The organism is Sphingobium sufflavum, from assembly GCF_021403115.1.
Classification (GTDB): domain Bacteria; phylum Pseudomonadota; class Alphaproteobacteria; order Sphingomonadales; family Sphingomonadaceae; genus Sphingobium; species Sphingobium sufflavum.
In genome coordinates this window covers 92,411-114,058 of sequence record NZ_JAJSSH010000013.1, presented here as the reverse complement: position 1 = coordinate 114,058, position 21,648 = coordinate 92,411, and the positions used below count along the sequence as shown (strand labels likewise).

General features: G+C 63.5%; 17 protein-coding genes. 5 read left to right on the top strand and 12 right to left on the bottom strand.

Annotation, left to right across the window (positions count from 1 at the left end; genetic code table 11):
* The 8 genes from LWE61_RS17330 to LWE61_RS17295 form a co-directional block, all read right to left on the bottom strand.
* On the bottom strand, positions 1 to 427 hold a 427-nt coding region (locus tag LWE61_RS17330), incomplete at its 3' end, for an SDR family NAD(P)-dependent oxidoreductase (RefSeq protein WP_234151903.1).
* A 60-nt stretch (positions 428 to 487) separates the two neighbouring features.
* The gene (locus LWE61_RS17325; RefSeq protein ID WP_234151902.1) at positions 488 to 2,953 is read right to left on the bottom strand and encodes a TonB-dependent receptor; all 2,466 of its coding nucleotides are present in this window, start codon (positions 2,951 to 2,953) and stop codon (positions 488 to 490) included.
* Positions 2,954 to 3,120: 167 nt separating this feature from the next.
* On the bottom strand, positions 3,121 to 3,438 hold the full coding sequence (locus LWE61_RS17320) for a 2Fe-2S iron-sulfur cluster-binding protein (RefSeq protein ID WP_234151901.1): 318 nt from the start codon (positions 3,436 to 3,438) through the stop codon (positions 3,121 to 3,123).
* 144 nt (positions 3,439 to 3,582) lie between these two features.
* Entirely contained in the window at positions 3,583 to 4,908 is a 1,326-nt protein-coding gene (locus LWE61_RS17315; protein ID WP_234151900.1) for a cytochrome P450, read from the bottom strand.
* A gap of 358 nt (positions 4,909 to 5,266) precedes the next feature.
* Positions 5,267 to 6,721: an acyl-CoA reductase gene (locus LWE61_RS17310; RefSeq protein ID WP_234151899.1), complete on the bottom strand. Its 1,455-nt coding sequence runs from the start codon at positions 6,719 to 6,721 to the stop codon at positions 5,267 to 5,269.
* Between the two features lie 40 nt (positions 6,722 to 6,761).
* Positions 6,762 to 8,117, bottom strand: a complete 1,356-nt coding sequence (locus LWE61_RS17305; protein ID WP_234151898.1) for a hypothetical protein — start codon at positions 8,115 to 8,117, stop codon at positions 6,762 to 6,764.
* 157 nt (positions 8,118 to 8,274) lie between these two features.
* Positions 8,275 to 8,826, bottom strand: a complete 552-nt coding sequence (locus LWE61_RS17300; RefSeq protein ID WP_234151897.1) for a TetR/AcrR family transcriptional regulator — start codon at positions 8,824 to 8,826, stop codon at positions 8,275 to 8,277.
* Between the two features lie 160 nt (positions 8,827 to 8,986).
* A complete protein-coding gene (locus LWE61_RS17295; protein WP_234151896.1) occupies positions 8,987 to 11,473 on the bottom strand; it encodes a TonB-dependent receptor in 2,487 nt (828 codons plus the stop codon).
* 325 nt (positions 11,474 to 11,798) lie between these two features.
* Here LWE61_RS17295 and LWE61_RS17290 point away from each other — a divergent pair, with 325 nt between their 5' ends.
* The 4 genes from LWE61_RS17290 (at position 11,799) to LWE61_RS17275 (ending at position 15,525) form a co-directional block, all read left to right on the top strand.
* Positions 11,799 to 12,728: an SDR family oxidoreductase gene (locus tag LWE61_RS17290; protein WP_234151895.1), complete on the top strand. Its 930-nt coding sequence runs from the start codon at positions 11,799 to 11,801 to the stop codon at positions 12,726 to 12,728.
* A 66-nt stretch (positions 12,729 to 12,794) separates the two neighbouring features.
* Positions 12,795 to 14,051 carry an MFS transporter gene (locus LWE61_RS17285; RefSeq protein WP_234151894.1) on the top strand — a complete coding sequence of 419 codons (1,257 nt, stop codon included), beginning with the start codon at positions 12,795 to 12,797 and terminating at the stop codon, positions 14,049 to 14,051.
* Positions 14,041 to 14,718, top strand: coding sequence for a nuclear transport factor 2 family protein (locus LWE61_RS17280; protein WP_234151893.1), 678 nt, complete (start codon positions 14,041 to 14,043; stop codon positions 14,716 to 14,718). Before LWE61_RS17285 ends, LWE61_RS17280 begins: the two co-directional genes overlap by 11 nt.
* A 144-nt stretch (positions 14,719 to 14,862) precedes the next feature.
* Complete coding sequence (locus tag LWE61_RS17275; protein WP_234151892.1) at positions 14,863 to 15,525, top strand: TetR/AcrR family transcriptional regulator; 663 nt, start codon at positions 14,863 to 14,865, stop codon at positions 15,523 to 15,525.
* A gap of 284 nt (positions 15,526 to 15,809) precedes the next feature.
* Here the strand turns inward: LWE61_RS17275 and LWE61_RS17270 are convergent, their stop codons facing one another.
* From LWE61_RS17270 to LWE61_RS17260, 3 genes are all read right to left on the bottom strand, one after another.
* A complete protein-coding gene (locus tag LWE61_RS17270; RefSeq protein WP_234151891.1) occupies positions 15,810 to 16,130 on the bottom strand; it encodes a hypothetical protein in 321 nt (106 codons plus the stop codon).
* A 188-nt stretch (positions 16,131 to 16,318) separates the two neighbouring features.
* On the bottom strand, positions 16,319 to 18,751 hold the full coding sequence (locus tag LWE61_RS17265; protein ID WP_234151890.1) for a TonB-dependent receptor: 2,433 nt from the start codon (positions 18,749 to 18,751) through the stop codon (positions 16,319 to 16,321).
* A gap of 58 nt (positions 18,752 to 18,809) precedes the next feature.
* The gene (locus LWE61_RS17260) at positions 18,810 to 19,208 is read right to left on the bottom strand and encodes a hypothetical protein (RefSeq protein WP_234151889.1); all 399 of its coding nucleotides are present in this window, start codon (positions 19,206 to 19,208) and stop codon (positions 18,810 to 18,812) included.
* 677 nt (positions 19,209 to 19,885) lie between these two features.
* On the opposite strand from LWE61_RS17260, the gene LWE61_RS17255 reads away from it, so the two are divergent.
* Positions 19,886 to 20,710, top strand: coding sequence for a FadR/GntR family transcriptional regulator (locus LWE61_RS17255; protein ID WP_234151888.1), 825 nt, complete (start codon positions 19,886 to 19,888; stop codon positions 20,708 to 20,710).
* Between the two features lie 181 nt (positions 20,711 to 20,891).
* On the opposite strand, the gene LWE61_RS17250 is transcribed toward LWE61_RS17255, so the two are convergent.
* The gene (locus LWE61_RS17250) at positions 20,892 to 21,644 is read right to left on the bottom strand and encodes an SDR family NAD(P)-dependent oxidoreductase (RefSeq protein ID WP_234151887.1); all 753 of its coding nucleotides are present in this window, start codon (positions 21,642 to 21,644) and stop codon (positions 20,892 to 20,894) included.
* Between the last annotated feature and the right edge of the window lie 4 nt (positions 21,645 to 21,648).

Below are 21,648 nucleotides of genomic sequence, written 5' to 3'. Positions count from 1 at the left end.
CCGCGTGGGAGGAGATGGTGATGACCCGGCCCCATTGCGCCTCGACCATGTCAGGCAGGGCCGTCTGCACCGTGTGGAACACGCCGGTCAGGTTGATGTCGATCATCCGCTGCCAGATCGGGACCGTTACGTCCTGAAACGGAATACCATGGGAAATGCCCGCATTGGCCACCACGATCGCAATCGGGCCAAGCTCCTGCCGGATCGCGGCATAGGCGGCTTCCACCTCGTCACGATTGGAAACATCGACGTTGCGGGCCAGGATTGTCGCCCCCTCGGCCCGGAGCGCATCCCCCTCCCTTTGCAGGGCGGCGTCCTGAATATCGAGCATCGCCACCCGATGCCCCTTGCGCGCGAACAATTGCGTAACCCCAAGGCCGATGCCGGATGCACCGCCGGTTACGACCACCACACGATCCAGACTCATGACGTCTCTCCTATGCAAACTCACTGGCCGCGAGGGTTCGAACCCTCGCGGCTCCGGCTATCAGAAGCTGTAGCGCAGGCGCGCGCCATACATGCGCGGCTCGCCGAGCGAGGCCGTCTCGAACCCTGTCCCGGACCACAGGCCGGTAACATAGGTGTAATAGCGTTCCTTGGTCAGGTTGGTGACGAAGAAGGCGGCATCCACCGGCAACCCCGCAACACCCTTCCACCCGATGTTCAGGTTCACGAGGTTGATCGGGTCGATGATGCCGATATCGCGGCCGAGGAATGCGATGCTGGCCGCATCCCGCGACGCATAGCTGGCGCGCATGTTGCTGGTATAGCTATAGGTCGCGCCAACGCTGATCTCGCCGATGTCGGCGCCCAGCGGCACTATATAATTGCCCGACAGGACCAGCTTGTGCTCCGGCGTCAGCGCCAGCCTGTCACCCGCCGTCACCGCCGATCCCACGATATAGGGGTCGCTCGCCGGCAGCGTCACCGGCGTGATCGATTTCACCTTGGTCTTGAGATAGGCATAGCTGGCATTGAGCGACAGCCCCCGCACAGGACGAAGACCGGCCTCCACCTCCACGCCGTAAATCTCCGACTGGCCTGCATTGACCGGCCCGGTGGTGGACGCAACCGCGCCCGGCACCAGCTGGTTGTCGCTGAAGCCGACCTGTATCTGCTGGTCGGAGAAATCATTGTAGAAACCGGCGATATTGAAATTGCCGCGTATGGCACCGTCGATATTCGCCTTCATGCCGATTTCGTAGGTGTTGACCTTTTCCGGTCGGAACTGTGCATATTGCACGGGTGCATCCGGCTTGACCCCGCCCGTGCGATAGCCCCGTGCATATTTGGCATAGAGCAGGATGTCGTCCGTGGGCTTATAGTCCAGGCCGATGAGCCAGGTTGGCGCGGAAGACGCCTGCCGCAGCGACTGGCTGCAATCCGGCAGGGCTGTGGTGGGACGCGGGCATGTCGCCACCGGCGTGCCGAACCCGGCCACAGGCGGGAAACGATAGGCAATCTGGCTGGTGAAACTGCGCTGGAGATCCCAGGTGTAACGCAGCCCGCCCGTAACCTTCAGCTTGTCGTTCAGGTCATAGCTCGCCTGTACATAGGTGCCGATGCTCTGCGTGGTCAGCCTGTTGCGCGTATAGTCCACAGTGCCCACCGGCACGGGAAAGCCGAGCTGGCTGCTGAGCAATATGCCCAGCACGTCGGTGCACTGGAGCGTTTCCACATTGGCGCAGTAGAGCGATGTGGGCGACTTGGAACCCGATGTGCCCAGCGGTGCGGACCGCTCATAATAGAGGCCAATCTGATAGTTCAGGCGGCTGTCACCCGTTCGTCCCTGGAACTGGAATTCCTGGGTGAAGGTGGACTGATAGGCGACACCCGCTGTATCCGCCGACGGGGAAATCGCCGCGAAAGCGAACGGACGGCTCGGCTCGCCGCCCACCGGCGCCGACACGAACTGCGTGCCGAACAGCGCGGAATTCAGCTTCTGCTTCAACTGGCCATAGCTGCTGATGCTCTTCACCGTCAGCGTGTCCGACGCCTGCCAGGCGAGCGTATTGGCAATCTGCCACGTCTCCAGACGCGAACTGGCGTTCGCGGCGCTGTTGCGCACATCATAGAAACCCTCGCCCTTCGCGCGCTCATCGGCCATTTGCGGACAGGCAAAAGCGCCGAAGAGGAAGCTGGTGGGGTTGCAGTGGGTCAGCTTCTGGAGCGGCCCGTTGGTGTTCGACACATTATAGGAAATGACCGTATAATTTTCGAGGGCAGGCGTGAGGTCCGCGACGATGCTGGCGCGCAGGGCCAGATAATCGACATCGGCAAAATCGCCAGGGCCGACGCCGCTGCGGTTGTGCATCCAGCCATCGCGGGTCTGACGATCCGCGCCGAGGCGCACGCGCAGGCTCTCTGTGACGGGAAGGTTCAACACCGCCTGAACCCGGCGCATGTCATAATTCCCGATGCTGCCCTCGACATAGCCCTCGAACCGGCCGGTCGGCTTTTGCGGGACGAGGATGACCGCGCCGCCCGTCGTGTTGCGGCCGAACAACGTGCCCTGCGGTCCTTTGAGAACCTGCACATTCTGAAGATCGAAGAAGCTGCCCGCGCCCGCGCCATCGCCCGTCGTCAGCGCCGGGTTGCCACCGCGCGGCGCGACGACATCCGCGAAATAGACGCCCACCGACGGGGCTGTGCCAATATCCTGCACGAAACCGCGAATGGCGAACGTGCTGTTGTCGCTGCCGAAATTGCTGTTGGCGGCCAGCGACGGCGTATAGCGCGCCAGATCCTGTGAATTGACGACGTTGCGGTCTGTAATCTGCTGCTGGTTGAAGACCGTGATGGAAATCGGAACGTCCTGGAGACGCTCCTGTACACGCCGTGCGGTTACGATGATCTCACCGGAATCACCGCTTTCCTGCGCCATGACCGGACCGGCGACGAACAAACTGGCGGTAAGGAACAGGCTCGTACGGAAGGCTTTCGAAGGCAACATATATCTCCCAGATGGATAAAGGCGTTTTTCAGGGGCGATCATTGGGTGCCGCCCTTTTTCAATGCATGCCGGTCGCTGGACGACCCGAAGTGACGCCGGGCGTGATCGACCGAAATTGTGCAACGGGGGAGGATCAGGGCGGCCCACCGCGGGCGCGCCCGTCACCCTCAATCGTCAGGCGCGAGGGTCACGCGCAGGCCGGACAGGCTCTCGGTGAGCTGGATCTGGCAGGACAGGCGCGAATATTCCGTGCGGTGATTGGATGTGTCGAGCAGGTCGGTTTCATCCGCGCTGATCGCGGGCAGCAAGTCCGCCTGCGCCGGATCGACAAACACATGGCAGGTCGCGCATGAGCAGCATCCGCCGCACAAGGCCAGCATGTCGTCGAAACCGGCGTCGCGGATCACCTCCATGACAGTGCGATCCGACGGGCTGGGCACCGTGGTTTCGTTGCCGTCACGGTCTATGACGATAAGGTCGGGCACGCTTCACTCCTCTGATTTTTGGCGGGATGCGCAGGACAGGCAGGGCATCCGGCTATGGTTTCGCCCTGGGCCTGTTGCGCTGTCAGGGCCTGTTCGTCTTTGGGGATGATGGCTTCCCCACCATCCCCGATTGTTATGGAATGCCTATTGGGCCGTTTCGGCCTGGCTCGACGCCTGCGACAGGTCGACACCCTCGGCTGGTGTGAACTTCACATGCAGTTCCGTCAGGCCGCGCACGATGAAGCTGGGATCATAGTTGAGATCGCGATTGCCGCGCGGTCCATGCTTCGCCTCGTCGAGGTCGATGTTCGACGTGTAGGCGAGGAATTTCTCAAGGATTATACGCACTTCGACGCGCGCCAGCGGGGCACCCGCGCAGACATGCTTGCCGCGACCGAAGGCAAGATGCTCCTTGATCTTGGGGCGGTTGAGCGCGAACGCATTCGGCTCCTCCCACCGTTCTCCGTCGCGATTGGCCGCCGACAGGGCCACCAGTATCTTGGTGCCGGCCGGAACAGCCCTGTCACCGATCCGCGTGTCCCGGCGTGCCAGCCGCGCGGTCTGCTTGGTCGACCCTTCCAGACGAAGCACCTCTTCCAGCAATTGCGGGATCAGCGAGGGATCGGCGCGCAACTGATCCTGAAGACCGGGCTGATCGGTTATGTAGCGGATGGAATTGCCAAGCAGCTTGGCACTCGTGTCCTGCCCCGCCCCGAAGAGGAAGGCGGCCATCTTGACCAGTTCCTCTAGCTCCGGGACGCTCCCGTCGGGATAGGTCGAATGGGCAAATTCGTTGAGGATGTCCTCGCGCGGATTGGCGCGCCGCTCCAGAATATAGCGCGCGAAAAAGCCGCCCATCACCGTCAGCGGATGGTTCTCGCCTCGGAAGTCATTTTCCTCTGTGTTGAGACTTCCCGGAGGCGGCGCGGCATCGATGACATTCATGAAATGCTGGCGATCGTCCGCCGGCACGCCGAGCAGGTCGGCGATCACAAGGGTCACGAACGGCGTCGCGACATCCCGCATCAACTCGCAACCGCCCCTGGCGATCATCTGCCGCGCGATCTCGTCGGAATATTCGTCGATGAAACGCTCATTGGCCTTGAGCCGGGAGGGCGTGAACAGCCGATTGAGCAGCGCCCGCGTCTTCGTGTGCAGGTCATCGTCATAGTTGACGAGCAGGTCGCCGCCGAGAATCCGGTCGCGGTGGGCCTCGACCTGTTCAGAGATGTCGGACCCGGACGGTTCGAACGGCAGCGGCGCGGAGGCACCCTGCACGCCGATGATCGCGGAGAAATCTGCGGAATTCTTGAGGACTTCCAGCGTCTCCGCAAATCCCGTCACGATCAGATAGTCCCGGCCGGGCGGCTGATAGACAGGCCCGTGCGAACGAACCGCCTCAAAGAAGGCGTAGGGATCCTTCAGAATCTCATAATCGGTGAAATAATCACGCTCTTCCAAGGCCTGCATTATCCAGCTCCTGACCGGTACACATGTTATCTATGCAATTATGAATCGCATAAATATCCATTTTCGCCCGATGGTCAAGGAAGATAACAGCGAAAAACCTCTGTTTAACGGCAAGACGTTGCGCACGGCAGCGCCTCACCTCGGATTATATAAGCAATTCATAAGCGCATATTTGGAATCGAACCCGTCGCCCCGGACAACTCCGGCCGGGTAAGGAGCGCACAGGGACGAGCGCCCCTTCGCCGGCATAATATTGCACCAGTCCCGTACCGATATCGCCCGCTCCGGCGACGATGATCGACTTGCCCCTTCAGGGGGCCACACATGGCCCTCTCCTCATTTCGTCAAGTCGCACGGGTCACGCCTTGCCCGCTTCGAAACCGCCCGCTTCGAAACCGTCCTCATGCACGATCCAGTGGACGAAGCGGTGCATGATATACATGGCGTCATGCGGTGCGCCGATCGACTGGCCGCCCGCGTCGCCCAGTTGCACGACGCGCTGCGCCCCGCCGCTGGCCAGCCCGTCGCGCAGTTCCGGGATGCGCGCCGGCGGATAGACGCCGACCGTCTGGGTCGCCACATTGACATATTTCAGGGCGTCTTTCAGCGACCGGACCGGCACCACATTGGCCGTCTTGCGGATCGGATGGAAATCCGCCGGGCCATCGGACAGCACGACCAGCCCATTGCCGTCCGGCGCGCCCCATACGCCAAACTCATCGTCGAACATGCGCAGCGTCTCGATCTCCTCCGCCAGCTCGCCCGGCAGGGGCGGCGCCTTGCCGATAAGGGCGCTGCGCTCCGCCAGGTTGCGCTGAAGACTGTCGCAGAAGCGGTCGATCCGGGCGCGCTCGCCTTCCACGAACAAGACGCGGCTGGACACGCATGGCTCCTGATTGCCCATGCCCACATCCGCCGCAGCGCGGGCGGCGACATCCTCCAGCGTCGTGTCATCCACCAGCGCCTCCGCCCCGATCAGGGAAATCGAGGTCTTGGGATCGAAGGAGACGAGTTGCAGGCCGGGCATCAGATATTTGATGACATTGCTGATCGCGTCACCCCCGCCCCAGGCCACGATCTTGTCGAAATATTGGGGCCGATAAATGGCCTGTTCGACACGTTCGTCCCCGCCGCGCCAATAGACGGCCGACATGGACCGCAGGACGGGATGGTCGGGATCGACATCCATCATCGTGCGCAGGATCGCGACCGCCATGAACGGGTCGCTCGACCCCATCTTGAACACATTGACGGCCTTCACCATCGACGCCAGCGCGATGGACTGCACGGCGGACACCGGCGCATTGCCGGGCAGCACATGCACCAGCCGGGGCGGGAAGGCGCGGGTAAAGCTCCTGCGGCCCGTGCTGTCGGTAGAAGGCACCCACTCGTCGAGCAACCTTGCATTGCCCAGATTGCGCTCGGCATATTCCAGCAGACGCCCCTTGTGCAGATATTCGGCGGCGATCTGCATCTGATATTCGATCTGCTGTCGGGGCAGGACGTTGGTCAGCGCGATCTTGTCGACACAATCGGCGAGATAGCCGCTCCTGTCCTGCTTCATCGCCTCGCCGGTAGCCGCCAGGAAATCGAGTATCTCGTCCAGCTTAACATCGAACAGCGGACCGGGTTCGACCCGCGAACTGATGAGCGCGTCGAGGTCGATCTCCGGCGTGACGAAGTCCATACCGAGGTCGCGGGACTTGTGGTGAACCTGTTCCGCATCGACCAACCGCCCCCGGATGATGAAGGGCGCGGCGACGGATGCCGGGGTCTGCGATCCGATGGATGCCAGGGTGACATTCTGGGTCATGGGTCTGTACTTTCAGAAATTGAGGAAACGGGCCGCGCGCTCAGGCCGCGCCCCGGACATAGGCGTCGATGGTGCCGGAACAGGCGATCTTGTCGCCGCCGGCCGTATCCGCGTACCGCTGAATATCCGCGTGGATCGACGGGCTGTGGTTGCCGCAACCGCAGCGATCCCACCGCACCTTGATCTTGTCACCGGATATGACCCCGCCCCAGCGCCCCTCCAGCGACAGGTCGAACAGCGCCGCCCGGCCCTCATGCTCGCCCGTCGGCTGCGGCTCGACCAGTTGCTCGCCGCTTTCGTCCAGCAACAGCAACAGCATCCATGGCGGCACATGATAGCGGCCATGGGTGCAGCGCGGCGACTGGCTGTTGATCTCCTGCATCCCATAGGTCTGGCAGATGCGCTCGTCCGCCAGGTTGAAGGTGTCGAAGATATAGTCGCGATAATCGTCTGGCACCTGCGCGCGCTTCAGGCCGCCGCTCAGGAAGCTGCTGTTGGGCTGGAAATCCTTGCCGCTATAGCCCCGCGCCCGCACCAGTTCGGCAACCTTGAACAACGGCCCCAGCATGCCGAGGATGTGCAGGGGCATATGGCGGCTTTCGATCAGCGCGTCGGCCGCCTGCTCCAGCGAACTCGCCATGTCCTTTTCGCGCTGGGCCGACACCGCGTCATAATGGGCGACCTCGCTCGGCTTGGCGGTGCCGTCTGCCATCTTCTTGCGCAGCAGCACCATCTCCAGGATGCCGCCAATGGTGATCGGCGGCACGTCGGGGGAAAAGGGCCGGATGCCGGGCAGGCTGAACGCCTCCGCCATCGGACGGCCAGTCATCATATTCTTCGTCGTCATCGCGACCTGCCCCAGCCCGACGATCCGTCGGTCGTTGGCGGGATTGAGGCCGGTCCAGCGGATCGCGGACAGCAGATCGTCCGCCGCGAAGGTCAGGTCCGCCATCGTGCCGTCCATCATCGCGCATTTGCCGGTCGTGCCGCTGGAGCAGGAGACATAATGGCCCTGCTCCTCCAGCCGCTTCAGCCAGTCGTCGAGGCCGTCGATCTCCCCCTGCACGGGGGCGACACCAAAGGATGACACCGTGCCCAGCCAGCGGGCCAGCCGGTCCCACTTCTGCTCGAACAGCCAGGTCTCCGGATAGCTTTTATAGGCGGTGTGGGCGAACAGCAGAGGCACGACATCCGCCGCACGGCGGATTTCGGAAATGCCACCCGTCTCCGCGCGATTCTGCAGCAGCTTGATCTTGCCTACCCGGTCCTGAAACCGCTCGTCGATCGCCTGGAGCTGGATGGGAAGAAGTTCGGCCGCCGATGGCTGAAAGCGATCTTCCTTGCCCGCTATGTCGAGCAGGGACCGGGTTGCCGACATATTCAAACTGGTAGCCATATCTCTCTCCAAGCCAGTGTGACCGTGCTGAAAACCGGCCCTGCCCATGGGGACCGCAGCCGATCAGCGGACGCGCGCGCTTCTTCGCTGCTCCGTACGACTCGGATAATACGTTAAACATTTAACGTAGAAAAGAGAAATTATGACGTTGCGCGGTTCAGCTTCGCTGTCGGTTGATGACCGGGTAGATGACGAGGCTTTCCAGCATGTCGGCGATCTCGCCCTGCGGGAAATCGTCGGGTTGCTGGAACCACCATGCGATGATCTCGAACAAGCCGCTGGCGAACACGCGCGACGTGATGGCGGCGGGAAAGCGGGGATTGAGCCGCGGCCCTCTGGCGGCGACCTCCTGCCCCTGCCGGATGAACTCCTCCCGCATGATGGCGATGGCGCTGTCCGACAACAGCCGTCGCCACAGCGGCCGCCGCCCCGCGATGAAGGCGCAGATTCTCTCGCCCGGCCTGTCGACCACCGGCCCCGCATCGCCCGACTGCTCCATGAAGCCCTGCGCCTCCTGCCGCGCGATGTCAGCCAGCAGATCCTCCTTGGTCGCGAAGTGGCGGTAGAAGGTGGGGTAACTCACCCCCGCCCGGGAGGCGATGTCGCGCAGGCTGATCCGGTCGAATGGCATCTCCTCCAGCAGGTCCAGAAGCGATTGACGCAGGGCCTGCTGCGAACGGACGGATCGGGCATCGCTGAGGGTCGGCAAGGTCGGGACTCCGGGTCGCGTTTCGCGCAGCCGACGAGACGACGCCGGATCGCGCAGCGGAACAGAGCCATGGAAGCAAAAACGGGGCCTGACAACCGTCCTGCCCCGTAAAGATGCCGCCCGGACCACCCGGCCCGGACGGCATTACGTCAATGTTCGATCAGAATTCGACGCTCAGTTCCAGCCCATAGGTTCGCGCCGGCACATAGTTGGCGGAGGTACCGAAGGGCGTGAACAAGGTGGTCGTGATATCCCGGCGATTGCTGAGATTCTTGCCCCAGAGCGACAGTTCCGCATCGACCGGACCCAGCGCGAGATGACGCAGGGCGACCCGGCCGTTGAAGGTCCAATAGCCCTTCGTGCCCTGTGCGTTCCTGTTGCTGTCGTTGATCTGGATCGGCGCGTTGGTCGTCTGGTTCATGGCGCCTTGATAAAAGGCGTCGCCCCGCACGCTCAGCCTCGTATCGCCGAACAGCGGCTCTGTTTCATAAGAGGCATAGGCGCTGCCCGTCCAGTCGGGCCGCTGGTTCACCTCCAGCCGTCCGCCCGTCCCCGCCAGCACCAGCGGCTGGACGAAGGGAAAGGTGACGTCGGCGTAGGAGACGCTGCCACCGATCGTCAGCCCCTTGATCGGGGCGGCGGTGATTTCCGCCTCAATGCCCTTGACCAGCACATCGCCCTGATCGCCGACAAAGACGCTCAGCTTGCTGAGAAGCTCGCTCGCCGTGGTCGCCCCATAGAGGCCAGTGAGGATCGGCAGCGCCAGAGCCTGCGACGCGGGCGTCGAGAGCGACTGCGATTGCTGGAAATGCTTATATTTCACATGATAGACGGCCAGGTTGGTACGCAACCGCCGGTCGAGGAAATCGACCTTTGCACCCAGTTCCCAGGATGTCGCGGTTTCCGGCTCATAGGGGATACCGCCGGTGTTGCCGCCCGACACGAACGAATTCGAGAATTTGCCATAGATCAACGTATCGTCGTTCGGCGTCCAGTTCAGGCCGATCAGGAAATTCGGCTTCGTCTTCTTGTAATCCGGCGGGACTATGGGCAGCCGTGGCGAACCCGACACGTCATAGCGGAAGAAGCTGCTTTTCGTATCCCGCGTGATCCGCGCGCCGGCCATGATCTCCAGCGTCGGCAATATCCTGTACTCGATCTGGGCATAGGCCGCGATCGAGGTCGCCTTGTTGAAATAGCGCCCCTCATTGCCGAGGGGGACCAGACCGCTCGCCGGGATCAGAGCAAAGGACAGAGTGTTCTGCTGCCCATAGGGACCGCCCGCCTCATCCTTGGAATGGAACCACAGGCCGCCGACGGTGATATCGAACTTGCCGGAGGAATAGTTGACCTGAAGCTCGTCGCTCCACTGCTTGGAGATGGAGCTGGCCTGCGCGGCGATACCCAGGAACCGCTGGCCGCCCAGATTCGCCTGCAAGCCTGCCAGCACGGCAGCCTGCGTGCCCGCCGGGAAACTGGCGAAGCCCGGCACGGCGACGGGCGCAAAGGCCGCGATCGCCGCCGGCGTCATGTTGAGGCCGCTCAGCCCGTCGATCGGCGTCGGGCCGATGACATTCGACTGGCGGAAGGCCGCGATATTCTTGACCGTGACACGGTCCACCGGTTCCCATGTCGCGGTCAGGCTGTGGCCATAGACCTTGACCTTGCGCGGCACGGCGAAGCCATTGGTGACGATGTCGGGCCGCTTCCCATTGGCTGCGGTATAGACATTCTGGCTCGAATAGAGCGTGTTCAGGAAGTTCGCGAGCGTGGGGCCGAGGGCGCCGGTGGCATTCGCCAGATCGAAGCCGACAAAACCAGTCGCGTCCGGCGTGCCGCGGTCGTCATTCTGGTCGAACTTGTACACGAAACGCAGGTTGTTGGTCGGCTCGAACTTCAGCGCGCCGAAATAGGAACTCGTGTCCACCGTGCCCAGATAATAGGGGGACTGCTGGACGCCGAAACCGGGCGACAGCGACCGGTCCCACACCTGCCCACCGGCGGCGTTATAGACCTCGCCGCGCCGGTAATTGTGAACATAGCTCACGAAACCGCTGAACGGCCCGACCTGCGGCAGGTCGGCGGTGATGCGGAAGCGCCCGGCATCACGGTTGCCCAGCGATGCATCGACCTTGATATGCGCCTCGCCCGACGGATCGCGCGTCACCACGCTGATCGCGCCCGCCGTGGCGTTGCGCCCGAACAGCGTGCCCTGCGGACCGCGCAGCACTTCCAGCCGCTGAATATCAGGCAGTTCGAAGATAGAGCCGCGCGGCGAGCTGACGTACACGCCGTCGATGTAGATGGACACCTGCTTGTCCGATCCCGGCACCACGCCAAAGCTGTTCTGGCCGCGGATGGTGAAGACGGGAACCTGGCTGCCGCCCGGCGACGGACGGACGATCACGCCCGGCGCGATGGAGGACAGGTCGTTGACGGAGAAGATACGGTTCGCCTGAATCGTCTCCTGCGTCAGCGCGGTGACGGCGATCGGCACGTCCTGCAGGCTCTGCTCGCGCTTCTGCGCGGTGACGATGATATCCTGGAGACCGACCTCCTGCGCGAACCCTTGCACGGGCGACAGCAATGCGACGGCGCCTGCCGTCGTCGTGAGAAAATGCCGTCGGCGAATGTTGATGGCTTTCATGAAACCCCCTCCTCCTATGTAACCAAGCGAGCCGGCGTCATCGCCATTCAGGTCTCGCTTGGCATATTGCCGCCTGCACCATATTGTGCAATCGTGAGTCGCATTGATGGACAAACAGGCCCGGCGATGCAATCCTAAAGTTCGAGCGGGATCATATTCACGTCCAAGTGAAATTACTCGTACAATTGCCGATATAATAGAAAAATACCGAATATACTTGGTCGATCGCCACTATAGGGGCATTGGCCCACAGCATTTAACTGCAACCAAAGCGCGCAAATCCTGTAAAAATAGCGCAATTATATATCGCAGAGAGTGGAGGCATATGGCAGTCGAACAGGGGAACAACCGGTCATCGCCGGAGCGCCTGGCGGTCATCACCGGCACGGGAGGCCTCGGTTATGAAGCCGCCCGGAAGCTTGCCGCGCAGGGTTTCCGCATCATCCTCGCGGGCCGGAATGAGGATAAGGGCCGGGCCGCGGTCGCCGCCTTGCAACAAGCCAGTCCCCACGCCACCATCCAGTATGAGCGGCTGGATCTGGCCAGCCTGTCCTCCATCTCTGCCTTTTCGACCGCACTGGCGGGCCAGCTCGCCGCCGTCGATCTCCTCATCTGCAACGCTGGCATCATGTCGCCCCCGCAGCGCCGGACGACCAAAGACGGTTTCGAAGTGCAGATGGGCGTCAATCATCTGGGGCATTTCGCGCTCACCGCCGGCCTGCTCCCGCTTCTCCGTCAGGCGCCATCCGCCCGCGTCGTCAGCGTGACCAGCCTCGCGCAGCATCACGCGAAAATCGATCTCGACGACCTGCAAGGCGACGCGCGCTACAATGCCGGACGCGCCTATTGCGCCTCGAAATTCGCGCAGGCATCCTTTGCCCGCGAACTGGACCGGCGAAGCCGGGAAGGCGGCTGGGGGATCGCAAGCCTCGCCGCCCACCCCGGCTTTGCCCGCACGAAATTGTTCGAAGGCGACCATGCACGGACCGGTGGCCCGAAAATCCTGTTGTCGGGCCTGCTGGGCCATCTGATCGGCCAGTCCGCGTCGGACGGTGCCGCGCCCATCGTCCATGCAGCGACAGCTCCCGACGCGAAAGGCGGCGAGCTTTATGGTCCCAAGGGCCTTTTCGAGATGCGGGGACCACCTGGCCCCTGCACCTTCGCCAAGGCCAGCGACGATCCTGAGCGCGCGGCCCGACTATGGATCTTGTCGGAGCAATTGACCGGCGTCCGCTTCCCGCAACCGTCCCGATAACCCGCCCACCGTCCAGACCGTCACAAGTCGGCTGGAACCCGCATACCGATTACGAGAGGATAGCTGATGAAAACGCGCACGCCCGGCCCCGGCAATGAGTGGCAGGCCCATTGGCCGTTGCTCCTCTCCGCCACGATGGGCGTTTCCGTCGCCGCGATCCCGCTCGCGACTCTGGGCGTCTTCATGGCCCCGCTTCAGGATGCCTTCGGCTGGAGCAGGACGGAGATTTCGGCGGGGCTGACCCTGTTCGCCTTCATCACCCTGCCCTTCATGCCGCTCGCGGGCATGCTCGTCGACCGATATGGGGCGAGGCGCGTCGCACTGCCGGGCCTGTTGCTCAGCAGCCTGGCCTTCGCCGCCTTTTCCGTCCAGACCGGATCGCTCACCCTGTGGTTCGCGACATGGGTCGCCTATACGCTTGCCTCGCTGTCCGCCAGCATCCTGGTCTGGAGCAGCGCCATATCCTCTGCCTTCCGGCATAATCGCGGCCTCGCGCTCGCCCTGCTGTTGTGCGGCAACGCCGTGACACAGGCGCTGGCCCCGCTGGCATCCCTGTGGCTCATCGACGCCTTTGGCTGGCGCGTCGGCTATATCGCGCTGGCGGGGGGATGGGGCGGTTCCGCCCTGCTGCTGGCGGCCCTGTTCTTCCGCGAGCGGGGAAAGACGGACGCCGCCACTCCCACCATGGAACAGGCGGCATCGGCGCAACCGAGCGGCTTGTCCGTCCCGCAGGCGCTGCGCAGCCTGCCCCTGTACCGCATCGCGCTGGCGACATTCCTGCAAACCACGCTTTCGGCCGCGACGGTCGTGCATCTCATACCCATGCTGACCTCGCTGGGGCAGACCCGCGCCGATGCGGCATCCTTTGTCGCCATTTTCGCGCTGGCGGCCATCGCCGGGAAGCTGCTGACCGGCTGGCTTGTCGACCGGGTCGATGCGGCATGGCTCCCGTCCCTCTGCTATGCCGGACCGGGGATCAGTTTCTTCCTGCTGCTCAACGGGGCCGGGTCGCCCGCCTTGCTGCTCATCGCCATTGCGGTGCTGGGCTATTGCTCCGGGGCATCGCTGCAACTCACCACCTATCTCACCACCCGCTTTGCCGGCCTGCGCAACTTCGCCACCATCTTTGGATTCATCTCGACCGTCATGGCGCTCGCGGGCGGTGTAGGTCCGGTCCTGGGCGGCCTCATCTTCGACTATTCCGGCGGATATGTGCCCTTGCTGACGATCGGCATGGTCACCGCCTGCGCGGCGGGCCTGTGCGTTCTCGGCCTGGGGCGCTATCCCGAATTCCGGCAGGAGCCAGCCGCCCATGCAGCATGATATTGACACGGCCCGCTCCCCCGCCCTCTATCGGCCCGCCATTGGGCGACCGCAGCAGCAACAGGAGAGTGTCGTGACGAATTCACGGATCTGGACCCGCAAGACACCCCCATTCCTCCTGACCGCAATAGCGATCATGACCGCATCGTCCGCCCCGGCGCAGCAGGCCCCGCGACCGCTCTACATGGCCCCGCAAACGCCATTCCAGACCATGACGCTGGCCGAAAAAGTCCAGCGCCTGTGCGACGAGCAGGAAATCCGGGATCTGGTGTCCATTTACGCGCATCGGGCGGCCCATGGCGTTTCCATGGCCGATCTGTTCACGGACGACGGGGCCTTCGTGAATCGCGTTCCGCAGGCTCCGACGCTGGAAGTGCGTGGACGCAAAGCGCTGGACGCCTATTATAACGGCCTGCCCACCACCGGGAATCATCCCATCCCCACGATTCATAATCATCTCATTGCCGTCTCCGGCCATGATGCGACCGGCATTTCCTCGATCGAAGTGCGGATCAGCGGGAATGGCCCGGACCGGATCGGGTCAGGCTATTATAACGACCGCTACAGGAAGGAGAATGGGCGGTGGAAATTCGTCCTGCGGGACGCGGATTTCTTTCATCTGACGACCATCGGCCAGTCATCGGATGCCCCTCCACCCAAACCGTAAAGGGCAATCCTATCTTGATGCTTCCTTGCCCGCCACCCTATCAGGGGCGGGCGCGCCCATGATGCAGTCCGCCACAGGCCGGTTTTTATTGACGTGGCACCGATCCTCATTCTTCAAGCAGGGATCATGTGCAGGAGTTGAAGCGTGCGTTCGACAAAGAAGAGCCTCCCCGTCGACCTGAGCGATGGTTTGGCAACCAAAGAGGGAGCGGAGACGATCGCCCCAATCGCAAAGCCCGCTGCGCCACGTGGCGGCACCGACCCTCGACAGATCCGCAGCGCCACTGCCCTGCGGGAAGCCCTGCTGACATTGCTGGAGCGCAAGGCCTTCGATCAGATCACGGTGCGCGAGATCGCTGCCGAAGCCGGGGTCAATAATTCGACCTTCTTCCGCCATTATGTGGATAAACAGGCCCTGCTCGATACCGTCGCGGCGGACGAGATCAGCCGGCTGGTCGCCTTCTCTCTGCCCTGGGGTCCAAAACTCGACGGCAACCGGGCCTTGTGCAGCTATGTGAATGACCGCCGCGCGCTTTGGAAAGCCCTGTTCAATGGTGGCGCGCGGGCGGCCATGCGCGAAGAATATCTGCGCCTGTCGAGAGAGGTCGCCGCCAAGCACACCGGTTCCACCAGTTGGCTCCCCAATGATTTCGCCATCATTTGCAGCACCATGCTCATCATTGAAACGATCAGCTGGTGGCTGTCCCAGAGCGAGCCGAATGTGCAGTCTGGCGAGGAAATAGCGGTGATGCTCGACCTGCTCCTGAGCGCCACCACCTCACAAAAGCCTCCTCCCCGGCGTCGTTGACGGGGCCATTCCCGGCAAGGATTATCGGGTGCTGTGCGACTATGCGGACAGCCACCGTAGCTTGTGGAACGCCCTGCTTGCAGGCGGAGCTATGCGCGCAGAATCAATGAAGCTTGCCGGATCATTGGCTGCCGTCCGAACGGTCCATTATCGGTACGACAACGCTGATCGTCGAGACAATATCATGAGGTGGCGGAAAGCAGGTGCGAAATGCCAGCGGATGCGATCATGGTGCCATGATCGCGAAAGGGGCCGGGCGATCCCCTCGCCCGGCCCCGTCCCGATTATTTCCTGGGCAGCTTGGCAAGGTCTGCCTGTATCGCGGCCAGCGCCTGATCCGTCAGCGTGTCCGGCGAATATTGCTGCACGATCTTCAGCGTCATGGACCGCGCCATGTCGACCTGCGGATTGCTGGAGAAGCCCGGCATATGCTTGTCGATCACCGCCTTGGCCGCCGGATCGTCCAGCAATGTGCCGATGTCGGTCTCCTCGACAGTATAGCTCGTGACCTTCGCGGCGGGGGCCGGGGCGGCGGGTGTCTGTGCAGGGGCCACCGCAGGGGCGACGGCGATCAGCAGGGCGGGCAGGATGGCAAGATAGTTCATGATCTTCCTCTCTCTCTTCTGTCAGGCTTCGTTCGACGTGGTAATATTGTCATCGGGATGGCGGCGGGTTCAGCCCAGCCCCGACGCTTTCCGGCCCGCCCCCGCGCCATGAAATTCCGCCGGTCCATCCGTTTCTCCGTCCCCGATAGGATGGATGGGCTGCGGATAGTCGCAGCCCATCCCGACCTTTACCGCGAGCCGAAAGCCAGCCGCAGGTTCAGGCCGAACTCACGCGGCGCCGTGGTCGTCACTTCCAGATAGTTGGTGCCGATGGTCTGCGACGCCGTGGCGCTGCGGATCGTGGAGGTCACGCCGCCATTGGTGGCGCTCAGCACCCGCTGGGTATTGAGCAGGTTCTTGGCGAACAGCGACAGTTCCCACGCCCCCTTGGGCGAGCGCAGGCCCGCATAAAGGTTGAGCTGCGAATAGGCGCGGACGTCGTCGAAGCTGTAGCTGGGATCCTGCCCATAGCTGGGATACAGGTTGAACAGCCCGCGCAGATAGGCGTCCGCCCGGTCGCTGACCGGCACCGCATATTCCGACTGGACCACCATGCTCCACTTGGGCGCAGTGTTCGACGGTCCGCTATAGTTGCACGCGGAGACATGGTCCGTCGCGGGCAATTGCGCGACCGTCACCGCGCCGGGGTTGGCGTCCGGCACGCCGTCGCCGTTCAGGTCGGTGCAGGCGATCCGCCCGCCCGTCACCCGGCCATTGGCGTAGCTGAAGGTCGCGCCGACGTTCCACCGGCGGGTCGCCTGGAAATTCGTCTCGATCTCGAAGCCGTCGACCTTGACCGGGACGGCGGCGACGAAGTTGAAACGGGCGGCATCCGGGATCGCGGTGGGGGTGCTATAGTTGATGTACCAGATCGACCCGCCGCGATAGCCATAGTTGGTGAAGTCCTGATGGAAGGCGGAGGCGTTCACCGTCAGGCGCCGGTTGAGCCAGCTCGTCTTCACGCCGACCTCGTAGGAGGTCGACTTCTCCGGCGCGGTCGTGATGAACGACTGCTCCAGCGCGGACCTGCGCGCGCTGAGGTTGCCGATCACGTTGAGGCCGGGCCGCCACGAACTGCCCACCGTGGCATAGGCCATGATGTCGCGGGTGAAGTCATGCTTGAGCGATCCGGTATAGATCACCGCTTCCGACCGGCTGAGGTAGGACGGCTGGGCCGTGCCGCGCACCATGAAGTCGCTGCTTTCCTCATAATCGATATAGCGCAGGCCGCCGGACAACTCCGTCGCGTCGCCGATGTACGCGGTGATATTGCCGAACAGCGAATGTTCGTTCCGCCGGCCCGGACGGGCGGTGGCCGACGTGTCGAAGAACAGGAAGGAAGGCGAGATACGGATCGCCGTTTCCTGGTTGATATAGTTGGACTGCGACACATGGTTTATCATGCCGCCAACCACATAGCTGAACATGCCCAGCACCCGCTCGTCGGACGACAGGCGCAGTTCGTGCGTGTCCTGTGTCTGGCGGATGTCCGTGCACTGGTAGAAGTCGCCGTTCGTCGCGCCAAAGCCGAACAGCGCCTGATTGGTGGAGCAGACCGGCTGAAAGCCCGCCGGGTCGGTCAGGGTGCGCGGCGTGGTGCCGGTCAGGGCGTTGGCCTGGTCATATTGCGACACGCCCCGGATATGCTGAACGCTGCGCGACCCGACATAGCTCAGCTTCTGCCCGGCGAACCGCCAGTCCGCGTTCCACGTCATCACGTCGAACCGCTGGATGTTGGACCGGAAACCATCGGTGATCGCCTGCCGCTGGAACGGGTCGATATAGGCGGGGGCGGACGATTGCGTCGCGTCGAAAAAGCTGATCGAGGCGAGCTGGTTAAAGCCGCGCTGCCGCCGGTCCGTGCTCTGGTACAGGAAATTGGCGCTGATGTTGTCGGTCGGTTCGAACCGCACGCTCGCCCGATAGGATTCGGTGCGGGCATAGGGGCTGGCGCTGCTGTTGACGCTATAGGTCCGGTTCGCCTCGTTCCGGTCGTAGAAACCGGCCAGGCGCACGGCCAGCACATCGTCGATCAGGGGGATGTTGACCGCGCCATGGACGTTGCGGCCGCTGTTGGAATTGACCGTCCCGCTGACATAGGCGCCCACGTCCTTCAGGTTGGGCTTGCGGCTGGTGACGGTGATGGAGCCAGACGGCGACGCGCGCCCGCGCAGCGTGCCCTGCGGCCCGCGCAACAGTTCGACCTGGCCCACGTCGTACATGGCCGCGAACAGGATGTTCGATTCCATCGGCGCATCGTTGAGGTAGAATTCGACCGCAGGCAGGCCGCCCGTGTCGATGTCGAACTTCACGCCGCGCACCGTCGCACCCGCGCTGAACCCGTTGGAGGCGTTCGTCAGTTGCAGGCCGGGCACGACATTCTGGATGTCGCGGAATTCGCGCAGGTTCAGCTTGTCGATCGCGTCCGCCGTGACGGCGTTGATCGTCGTCGGCACGTCCTGCAACCGCTCGTCCTTGCGGCGCGCGGTGACGATGATGTCTTCCGAGACGCTGGCGCCATTCTGGTCGGCGGGGGTCTGGGCCATCGCGGTGCCGGTGGATGCGACGATGGCCACCATGGCCACGCCCGCAAAGGCACGCGAGATATAACTGCTGTTCATAAAACTCCTCACTGAAATGGTCCCCGGTCGTTGCCGGGGCCTGTATGATTTTGCTGGATCAGGGGCGGACTTCGATGGCGGCGACGACCGCCTGACCGCCCGTGGCGGGGAAATCGGGCGGCACCGTGCCGTTTTTCACCACCGGTGGGACACTGCGCGAACCCCCTTTGAGCGGCCCACCCGCCGCATCCTCCACGCAGAATGGCTTCACGCCGAACGACTTCATGTCCGACGATTGCACGATGGTCTTGCCATGGGTCTTGACCATCCACGTCCCCGCCGGAACCGGCAGGGTGTTGGAGACGCTCTCCCCCTCGCGCCCATAGTCCTGGCGTTCCGGTTGCGGGGCCATGCCGCGCCCGCCGAACGCGGCGGGGTTCAGCGCGATGACCCTGCCCCCCGTGCCGAAATTGTCAGAACCGACACGAAAAAAACGGGTCGCGGAAGAACCGGCCACGGAAGAGAAGGCCGGCGCTGCCCAGATCGGGGAGATGATCAACAGGGGCAGCGCCGCAGGCATGCGCGCAAAATGGGAGGATGCGCGCATTTTCAGAAAGTCGGTGACGCGGCGGCGGGCACGCGCATCGGTCCGGGACCATGCGGCGCGGCGCGGCGGCGCGGGCCGGCACGCAGGGCGGCAGCGCGGACGGCAAAAGGGCTTGGAACCGCTCGATATTCCGCGGCGAAATTCCACATGGCGGGCGTCCGCTCGGCGATCGTCTGCGCGAAGTCCGGGGATGACGAGCCAAAAAGGCGGGGCTTCCGATAGCCGACGCGAACGATGCGCAAGAGACCTGATATGCAGCGGATAGCCGGAGACGCGCCACTCGCGGGCCGTCGGGGCTGGATGTCGACTGGCGTCAGGGGACCGGCGGCGGCCAGAACGCGGCAAAGGCATGTTGTCGCGATACCGACCCACTCCTTCATCCTTGCCTCCTGCATCATAAAACGCGATTTATAATCGCATTGCTCTGCGATATTTAGTCGCATAGATTGGCAAGGCCGTATCCGTCAATCGGTAAGGCATATTTAATGCGTTTATCGTCCCGCTTTTCCGCTCCGAAAATCCGGCCGGGAAGCGAGGGCGCGGACGATCATGGCGGGGAGCCTTCCTTCAATATGCAGGATTATCAGATGGATAATGCTTCTCCCGACGATCCTCTCGCACCGCTGGACAGGGACTCCCGGCTTTTCTGGATCGTCGCGCAAAATTTGTATGACCAAATCGCGGACGGAAAATGGGTGGTGGGCGATCGGCTTCCGTCCGAACGGGCATTGGGCAAGTTGTTGGCGGTGAGTCGCCCGACGATTCGCGAGGCGCTGATCGCGCTGGAGACCAGGGGCTATCTCGATATTCGGCCCGGCGCGGGCGCGCATGTGGTGGCCATCCCGTCCCGTCGATCGCCCCCCGATCCCGACACGGGCGTGCTCGAACGGCTTCAGGCGTGCCTGTTGATCGAGGGGGAAGCGGCGACCCTCGCCGCCCTCAACATCGGGGATGGCGAGCTTGCCGAGCTGGACCGGGTCGCCCGGCAACTCGATGACGCGGACTCCCATGCCAGCCCGTTCGAGGCGTCGGAACGCAAATTCCATCTCCTGATCGCGCACGCGACCGGCAACGCCACGCTGCTCTCCATCATCGACAATCTCTGGCAGGCGCTGGACCGACCCGTGGCGGAGCATCGCCTGTCATCGGGATTTGGCCAGCCGGGTTCCGCTCTGTCCGGTCCGGGCCAGTCGGCTCCGGCACAGCGGGCAGGCACTCCCGGCGAAAACCGGCATCAGGCGGTGGTCCAGGCGCTGCGTCTTCGCGATGCGCCGCTCGCGCGCGATGCGATCCGTGCCCATCTCGGCGCCATTCTGGCCCAATTCCTGTCCCTTATCGAGGAGGCGGAGGTTGCAAAGGTGCGCGCGGCAGGCCGCTCGACCCGCCAGCGGTTCGCCCTCCCCCAGACCTGATCCCGCCCCTTTCCCCTGCCTCCAACAGGAGAAACGTCCCGGTCGCCCCCGGGCCGGGCCTCAAACCCGCCCCGCCTCCCCTGCTCACGAAAAGGGCCGGGCAGCGCGGAAGACACCCCCGCACGCCCGGCCACAGATTTGCATCATTCCCCACCAAACCGCGCGGAAAGGCGCAGGAGCGTCAACCGATGAACATGCCGCCATTGACCGGCAGAACCACGCCCGTGACATAGCTGGCGCCATCGGACGCCAGATATTCGCACGCCGCGGCGATGTCGTGCGGCGTTCCGGCGCGTGGAATGGGAATATGCTGCGCGATCACGTCCAGCGGCGGGAAAGTGCCTGCCGCAATTCCCTGCTCCGCCATCGGCGTGGCGACGACCGACGGCGGGATCGTGTTCACGGTGATGCCCTGCGCCGCATATTCCCGCGCCAGCGCCCGCGTCAGCCCGATGACACCGGCCTTGGCGGCGGAATAATGGGCGCGATCCGCCGCGCCCGACTGAGCCGCGTGGGAGGAGATGGTGATGACCCGGCCCCATTGCGCCTCGACCATGTCAGGCAGGGCCGCCTGCACCGTGTGGAACACGCCGGTCAGGTTGATGTCGATCATTCGCTGCCAGATCGGGACCGTCACGTCCTTGAACGCGATGCCTTCGGAAATGCCCGCATTCGCCACGACGATGGCAATGGGACCGAGCGTCTCGCGGATGGCGGCATAGGCGGCCTCCACATCCTCCCGGTTCGACACATCGACCCGCCGGGCCAGCACATTCAGGCCCTCCGCGCGCAAGGCCGCGCCTTCCTTCTCCAGCGCCGCATCCTGAAGGTCGAGCATCGCGACAGCATGCCCCTTGCGCGCGAAAAGCTGCGTGACGCCCAGCCCGATCCCCGACGCGCCGCCGGTGACGACGACAACCCGATCCGTACCCATATCT

Excerpts from the sequence above, each read along its gene's own strand:
- LWE61_RS17325 (WP_234151902.1), bottom strand. The coding sequence starts at position 2,953 with ATGTTGCCTTCGAAAGCCTTCCGTACGAGCCTGTTCCTTACCGCCAGT.
- LWE61_RS17315 (WP_234151900.1), bottom strand. The coding sequence starts at position 4,908 with ATGCAGGCCTTGGAAGAGCGTGATTATTTCACCGATTATGAGATTCTG.
- LWE61_RS17310 (WP_234151899.1), bottom strand. The coding sequence starts at position 6,721 with ATGACCCAGAATGTCACCCTGGCATCCATCGGATCGCAGACCCCGGCA.
- LWE61_RS17305 (WP_234151898.1), bottom strand. The coding sequence starts at position 8,117 with ATGGCTACCAGTTTGAATATGTCGGCAACCCGGTCCCTGCTCGACATA.
- LWE61_RS17295 (WP_234151896.1), bottom strand. The coding sequence starts at position 11,473 with ATGAAAGCCATCAACATTCGCCGACGGCATTTTCTCACGACGACGGCA.
- LWE61_RS17290 (WP_234151895.1), top strand. The coding sequence starts at position 11,799 with ATGGCAGTCGAACAGGGGAACAACCGGTCATCGCCGGAGCGCCTGGCG.
- LWE61_RS17285 (WP_234151894.1), top strand. The coding sequence starts at position 12,795 with ATGAAAACGCGCACGCCCGGCCCCGGCAATGAGTGGCAGGCCCATTGG.
- LWE61_RS17280 (WP_234151893.1), top strand. The coding sequence starts at position 14,041 with ATGCAGCATGATATTGACACGGCCCGCTCCCCCGCCCTCTATCGGCCC.
- LWE61_RS17270 (WP_234151891.1), bottom strand. The coding sequence starts at position 16,130 with ATGAACTATCTTGCCATCCTGCCCGCCCTGCTGATCGCCGTCGCCCCT.
- LWE61_RS17265 (WP_234151890.1), bottom strand. The coding sequence starts at position 18,751 with ATGAACAGCAGTTATATCTCGCGTGCCTTTGCGGGCGTGGCCATGGTG.
- LWE61_RS17255 (WP_234151888.1), top strand. The coding sequence starts at position 19,886 with ATGGATAATGCTTCTCCCGACGATCCTCTCGCACCGCTGGACAGGGAC.
- LWE61_RS17250 (WP_234151887.1), bottom strand. The coding sequence starts at position 21,644 with ATGGGTACGGATCGGGTTGTCGTCGTCACCGGCGGCGCGTCGGGGATC.